This is a genomic window from Bradyrhizobium sp. NAS96.2, assembly GCF_001908235.1.
Lineage (GTDB): Bacteria > Pseudomonadota > Alphaproteobacteria > Rhizobiales > Xanthobacteraceae > Bradyrhizobium.
This window is the reverse complement of sequence record NZ_LGHK01000313.1, coordinates 1-6,291: the sequence shown is the minus strand read 5'-3', so window position 1 is coordinate 6,291 and position 6,291 is coordinate 1. Positions and strand designations below refer to the sequence as shown.

The window sequence follows — 6,291 nt, the reverse complement described above, 5'->3', positions numbered from 1 at the left end:
GGATGACAGCGATCCGAACCGTTCCACAAAGCTCTTGTGCCACGGGGGCCGTCCACATATGGGTCCTGGCTTTCGCCAGGACGACGACGTGGAGGGAGTGGCGCGCTTCTCAATCCAGCCGATCCGGAGCAGCCCTCAAAACAAAAACGCCCCCGCGAGGGAGGCGTTTTGCGTTCGACTGCGAGGACGATCCCGAAGCGGACTTTAGTCCTTCTTGAGGAAGCCCGAAAACTTCTTCTGGAAGCGGGACACGCGGCCGCCGCGGTCCATCAGCTGCTGGGTACCGCCGGTCCATGCCGGGTGCGACTTGGGGTCGATGTCGAGGTTCAGCGTGTCGCCTTCCTTGCCCCAGGTCGAGCGGGTCAGGTACTCGGTGCCGTCGGTCATGACGACCTTAATCGTATGATAATTCGGATGAATATCGGCTTTCATGACAGTTCCTTCGGCGCGCCGGCGCCCATCTCAAGACATTCAGGTACGGGATTTGGGCGGCTCTATAACGCATGGAGCCCCCCAAAACAAGCCAAGAAAGGGCTTAAGCCCATCACCGCATTGGGACTTTACCGGATTTGCCAGCCGGGGGTCGGCGGGCCTATGTGGGAGGCGATAGAACCGGTCTAAGAATAATGAGTGTAGCCGAACAGCTTGAGACCCCTCGCGGCGCCCCCGAGCCTCCGCGCGACGCGTTGCTCGATGAGGAAGCCTTTATCGAGAGCCAGATCACGGAGCCGGCGAAGAGCCGTGCCCGCCTGCGCCCCCTGCTTGCGCTCGCGCCCTATGTGGCGCGCTACAAGGGACGGGCGATCCTGGCGCTGATCTCGCTGACGATTGCGGCGATCACCACGCTGGTCGTGCCGGTCGCGGTGCGACGGATGATCGACCTCGGCTTCACGCCCGAAGGCATCGCGATGATCAACAGCTATTTCAGCGTGATGATCGCGGTCGTCGCGGTGCTCGCCTGCGCCAGCGCCTCGCGCTACTACCTCGTGATGACGATCGGCGAGCGCATCGTCGCCGATCTCAGGCGCGACGTGTTCGCGCATCTGATCTCGCTGTCGCCCTCGTTCTTCGATTCCGCACGCTCGGGCGAACTGGTATCGCGGCTCACCGCCGACACCACCCAGATCAAGTCCGCGGTTGGCGCCTCGGTGTCGATCGCGCTGCGCAATCTGATGGTGTTCTTCGGCGCCGCCGCGATGATGGTGATCACGAGCCCGCGGCTGTCGGGCTTCGTGCTGCTCGCGATTCCGATCATCGTGATCCCGCTCGTCGCGTTCGGCCGCTGGGTGCGGCGGCTGTCGCGCACCGCCCAGGATACGCTGGCCGATGCCAGCGCCTATGCGAGCGAGCTCGTCAACGCGATCCGCACCGTGCAGGCCTATACCGGCGAACGGCTCGCCAGGACGCGCTTTGCCCGCGAGGTCGAGCAGGCCTATGACGCCGCGCGCAGCTCGACCAAGGCGCGTGCGGTGCTGACGCTGATCGTGATCTTCATCGTGTTCGCAAGCGTGGTCGTGATCCTGTGGGTCGGCTCGCATGACGTGCTGACGGGGGCGATCAGTCCAGGCCGGCTCGGCCAGTTCGTTCTCTATACGGCGTTCGCCGCGAGTGGCCTCGGCCAGCTCAGCGAGGTCTGGGGCGAAGTTTCGGCCGCATCCGGCGCCGCCGAGCGGCTGTTCGAGATCCTGCGCGTCAGGCCGCAGATCGCAGCTCCCGCATCGCCGCGCGCGCTGCCGCAGCCGGCGCGCGGCGATGTCGGCTTCGACGATGTCAGCTTCGCCTATCCGACCCGGCCCAATGCGCTCGCAGTCGACGGCGTGTCGCTGAAGGTCGGCTCGGGCGAGAAGGTCGCGATCGTCGGTCCGTCCGGCGCCGGCAAGAGCACGCTGTTTCATCTGCTGCTGCGCTTCTACGATCCCAAATCGGGCACCATCTCGCTCGACGGCGTGGCGATCCGGCAGGCCGATCCGGCCGAGGTGCGGGCGCGGATCGCGCTGGTGCCGCAGGATTCCGTCGTGTTCGCGGCCTCAGCCCGCGAGAACATCCGGTTCGGCCGGCCCGATGCCACCGATGCCGAGGTCGAGCGCGCCGCCGATCTGGCACATGCCACCGAATTCCTGCGCCGCCTGCCCGAAGGCTTCGACGCCCAGCTCGGCGAGCGCGGCGTGACGCTGTCCGGCGGCCAGCGCCAGCGCATCGCGATCGCACGCGCGATCCTGCGCGATGCGCCGCTGCTGCTGCTCGACGAGGCGACCTCGGCGCTCGACGCCGAGAGCGAGACGCTGGTGCAGACCGCGCTTGAGGAATTGATGCGCCACCGCACCACGCTGGTCATCGCGCATCGGCTGGCAACCGTGCTGTCATGCGACCGCATCCTGGTGATGGACCAGGGCAAAATCGTCGAGCAGGGCACCCACGCCGAGCTGGTCGCCGCGGGCGGCCTCTATGCGCGGCTGGCGCGGCTGCAGTTCGAGGGCATCTGAGGGAATTTGGCGCTCTGCGCTCCGCCTATGCGATTCCTATGCGATCGCCCGCGCGCTCCCCTCGAAAACCTATTCCCGCGCAGGGATAGTCGCGCCGCGCCTGACCTCCCTCGACAGCCGAAGGGACATCGGCGCGCGGGGTGTTCGACTGATGCGCGAGGACGCGACTGAACCCGAGAGCAAGCTGCTCCGTGCCTGGCACCTTGCCGTGCTGCGCTTCGCAGTGACGCTCGACGACGATGATCGGATGCACGCGCTCGGTGTCGCCGGCGAGGTCGACCGGCTGGGTGGCGCGGCCGATGACGCCTACCACTTCTTCCGCCGGACGACCGCGGAACTCTGTCGTGCCATCCACGGCAGCGATGCACAGGTCGAGGCCATTGTCCTGCGCTTACTGACACAGATCGACAATCCCAGACTGCGGCGCGCATTCGAGGCGGCGATCGCGAACGACCGGATTCCACCGAAGATCGTCTCCAGCCGAAGCAGGCCGAACGTCGACCTCTGGCGCGGGCTGCCGTCGCGGCGTGCAACCGGAACGTAGGGAGGAGCTCTCTGCAATCGGCAGCACGGCGCGGCGGATATTCCGCCAGAGCATGTCGCCACAACCCTGACCGGGTTGCCGCGATGCGTGCGATGCGCTTCTCTGTGCCCGAAAAGAGACCGGTCGGTTTCGGAATGCGGGGAGTGGCGAGATGGGTGGTTTGGTGATCAGCGGCGGCCGGGTGGTGGATCCGGCCAGCGGCATGGACGCGATCGGCGACGTCGCCGTCGTGGACGGCAAGATCGCCGCTGTGGGCACCGGGCTCGGCGGCGCCGAGCGGCAGATCGATGCGACCGGGCTCGTGGTGGCGCCGGGCTTCATCGACCTGCACGCGCACGGCCAGACCATTCCGGCCGATCGGATGCAGGCGTTCGACGGGGTGACGACATCGCTCGACCTCGAGGCCGGCGTGTTGCCGGTGGCGTCCTGGTACAAGCGCCAGGCCGAGAAGGGGCGGGTGCTGAACTACGGCGCCGCGGCGAACTGGGCGTTCGCGCGGATCGGCGCGATGACCGGCTCGAATTCGGAAAGCTCGCTGGAATCGTTCGGCGCGGCGATGCGCGATCGGCGCTGGATCGAGAACGTTGCGACCGAAGGCGAGGTCGGCGGCATCCTCGAGCGCCTCGCCAACGGGCTGAACGAGGGCGGCATCGGCATCGGCATTCTCAACGCCTATGCGCCGGGCGCCGGCGTGCAGGAATTGACCGCGGTGTGCCAGCTCGCGGCGGATCATGCGGTGCCGACCTTCACCCACGTCGCCTACATGTCGCGCATCGATCCGGAGAGCGCGGCCGAGGCCTATATCCGCCTGATCGGCTATGCCGGCGCCACCGGCGCGCACATGCACATCTGCCACTTCAACTCGTCGAGCAAGACCGACATCGAGCGCTGCGTCGCGCTGATCGCGAAAGCGCAGGCGCAGCGCTTGCCGATCACGGTCGAGGCCTATCCTTACGGCACCGGCTCGACCGTGCTGGCAGCGACCTTCTTCAGCGATCCCAAATTCGAGGAGCGCAATGGCCTCGGCTATGATTCGGTGCAGCGCGTGACCGACGGGCATCGCTTCGGCAGCCGCGAGGAACTGCTGGCGGCGCAGGCGGCAGAGCCTTCGACGCTGGTGCTGTGGCATGTGCTCGATATCGAGAACAACGCGCATCATCGCGATCTGCTCGACATGGCGGTGCTGTATCCGGGCGGTGCGATCGCGTCCGACGCGATGCCGTGGACGCTGTCGGATGGCCGCCCCTACACCGGCGACGCCTGGCCGCTGCCGGACGATGCCACCTCGCATCCGCGCTCGGCGGGCTGCTTCACCCGCTTCATCCGCGAATGGGTGCGCGAGCGCCGGAAGGTGTCGCTGCTCGAGGGCATCCGCAAATGCGCGCTGATCCCGGCGGAGATCCTGTCGGCGAGCACGCCGGCGATGCGCGCCAAGGGCAGGCTGCAGGCGGGCGCCGACGCCGACGCCGTGGTGTTCGACTTCGAGACGCTGAGCGACCGCGCGACCTTCTCGGCGATGAACCGCCCGGCGGAAGGCGTACGCCACCTCGTGGTCAGCGGCCAGCCGCTGATCAATGACGGCGTGCTCGACGTCGCGGCACGTCCCGGCCGGCCGGTGCGCCGGCCCGTCACCGGGGGCTGAGGTGCCGGTCCCGATCCTGCTGGTCGCGGGCTTTCTCGGGGCGGGCAAGACCACGGTCGTCAACCATCTGCTGGCGCATGCGCAAGGCAAGCGCATCGCCGCCGTGGTCAACGATTTCGGCGCGATCAATATCGATGCCGAGCTGATCGCCGGCGCCAGCGACGGCGTGGTCAGCCTGAGCAATGGCTGCATCTGCTGCACGCTGGAGGGCGACCTGCTGCGCACGCTCGCGACGCTGTTGCGGCGTGATCCGCGTCCCGAATTCATCGTGATCGAGACCAGCGGCATCGCCGATCCCGCCGACATTGTCCGCAACCTGATGGATCCGGTGATCTGGAAGGAGGCGCCGCTGGAGACCGTGCTCTGCGTCGTCGACGCGGCGCAGCCGGTGACCGCGCTGGATGATGCGCTGCTTCGCTCGCAGCTGCGGGCGGCCGATGTGGTGGCGCTGAGCAAGGTCGATCTCGCCGATGCAGCCGCCTGCGCCGCGATCCGCGACGCGGTGCGAACGGTGCGTCCGGCGGCGGTGGTGGTCGATGCCCTGCATGGCGAGGTGCCGGCCGAACTGCTGTTTCCGGCCGATCTCGATCATGTGCCGGCGCCGCGCGAGACCGCGCCGCGACGGCCGGCGTCGGATCGGTTCGAGACACTGAGCTGGACCTCGGAGCATCCGGTGCGGCTGCCGCGCCTGCAGCAGGCGATCGGCAAACTCGCGCCGAAGCTGGCGCGGGCGAAGGGATTGTTCGAGACGGTGGAGCAGCCCGGACGGCTGACGGTATTTCAACTCGCCGGCGGACGCGCGACGCTGGCTGCGGGCGGCGTGCTTGCGCCCGGCGTGCCGCGCACGCGCATCGTATTCATCGCCGAGATGGGCGCTCTCTCGCGCGCCGAGATCGATGAGATCATGCAAGGATGTGTCGACGGCTAATGAAACGAATGTAAGCCTTCCGTCACCCTGAGGCTCGCTCCGCTCGCACCTCAGGATGACGGGACAAGAAGTCTCCGCGGCAATGGCTGTGTCGCCGCCGCAGCACAATCTCGCAAAGCATGCGTGCGACAATCGCATCGAATTGACAGCTTTGCGTCCACCACCTATCGTTTTTGTCGACGGTTCCCTTCGGGGATCAAAAGGGAATGCGGTGCGAGGGTAACCCCAATGCCGCAGCTGTCCCCGCAACTGTAAACGGCGAGCCTTTCGTCAATTTGCCACTGGGCTATCAGGCCCGGGAAGGCGTCGACAGGCGATGACCCGTGAGCCAGGAGACCTGCCGTCAGTCGTGGTCACACGCGAGCACATCGGGCGGGGGCGTCCTGGTGGGATCGGAGCGCTGCCTTTTGGGCAATGCGCCAGTCCGCGTTCGCGGTGACGTGCCACGTTACCGCGAGTCGTTTCATGTCCTCGTCTTCTTCCGTTGCGCGCAACTGGCGCCTCGGTCTCGTCTGCTCCCTGTCATCGTTGTTGCTGCCGGCCGAAGCCGGCGCGCAAACAGCTCCACCCACCACGCTCGATCCGATCGAGGTCGCGCCCTCGGCCTCCGCGAAGCCCAAACCCGCGGCGCGAAGCAGCAACACCGCGGCGGCGCGGCAACGCGCAAGGCCGGCAACGGCCGCGGCAGTGCCCG

5 protein-coding genes, 1 pseudogene and 1 riboswitch are annotated in these 6,291 nt (G+C 67.3%); of the genes and pseudogenes, 5 read left to right on the top strand and 1 reads right to left on the bottom strand.

Annotated elements, in window-relative coordinates; genetic code table 11:
* Window positions 1-204: 204 nt before the first annotated feature.
* A complete protein-coding gene (gene rpmE, locus AC628_RS40560; RefSeq protein WP_016845230.1) occupies window positions 205-432 on the bottom strand; it encodes a 50S ribosomal protein L31 in 228 nt (75 codons plus the stop codon).
* 194 nt (window positions 433-626) lie between these two features.
* Between rpmE and AC628_RS40555 the strand changes: the two genes are divergently transcribed.
* The 5 genes and pseudogenes from AC628_RS40555 to AC628_RS44980 all read left to right on the top strand — a co-directional run.
* The gene (locus AC628_RS40555) at window positions 627-2,483 is read left to right on the top strand and encodes an ABC transporter ATP-binding protein/permease (protein WP_074132381.1); all 1,857 of its coding nucleotides are present in this window, start codon (window positions 627-629) and stop codon (window positions 2,481-2,483) included.
* 151 nt (window positions 2,484-2,634) lie between these two features.
* Window positions 2,635-3,027 (top strand): hypothetical protein, encoded by a 393-nt coding sequence (locus AC628_RS40550; RefSeq protein WP_245321585.1) that lies wholly within the window; start codon window positions 2,635-2,637, stop codon window positions 3,025-3,027.
* A gap of 151 nt (window positions 3,028-3,178) precedes the next feature.
* The gene (locus AC628_RS40545; RefSeq protein WP_074132377.1) at window positions 3,179-4,669 is read left to right on the top strand and encodes an amidohydrolase family protein; all 1,491 of its coding nucleotides are present in this window, start codon (window positions 3,179-3,181) and stop codon (window positions 4,667-4,669) included.
* Between the two features lies 1 nt (window position 4,670).
* On the top strand, window positions 4,671-5,597 hold the full coding sequence (locus tag AC628_RS40540; RefSeq protein WP_074132382.1) for a CobW family GTP-binding protein: 927 nt from the start codon (window positions 4,671-4,673) through the stop codon (window positions 5,595-5,597).
* 163 nt (window positions 5,598-5,760) lie between these two features.
* Window positions 5,761-5,956, top strand: a riboswitch (cobalamin riboswitch).
* Between the two features lie 106 nt (window positions 5,957-6,062).
* A pseudogene (locus AC628_RS44980) lies at window positions 6,063-6,291 on the top strand (TonB-dependent siderophore receptor); the annotation flags it as partial.

Excerpts from the sequence above, each read along its gene's own strand:
- rpmE (WP_016845230.1), bottom strand. The coding sequence starts at position 432 with ATGAAAGCCGATATTCATCCGAATTATCATACGATTAAGGTCGTCATG.
- AC628_RS40555 (WP_074132381.1), top strand. The coding sequence starts at position 627 with ATGAGTGTAGCCGAACAGCTTGAGACCCCTCGCGGCGCCCCCGAGCCT.
- AC628_RS40550 (WP_245321585.1), top strand. The coding sequence starts at position 2,635 with ATGCGCGAGGACGCGACTGAACCCGAGAGCAAGCTGCTCCGTGCCTGG.
- AC628_RS40545 (WP_074132377.1), top strand. The coding sequence starts at position 3,179 with ATGGGTGGTTTGGTGATCAGCGGCGGCCGGGTGGTGGATCCGGCCAGC.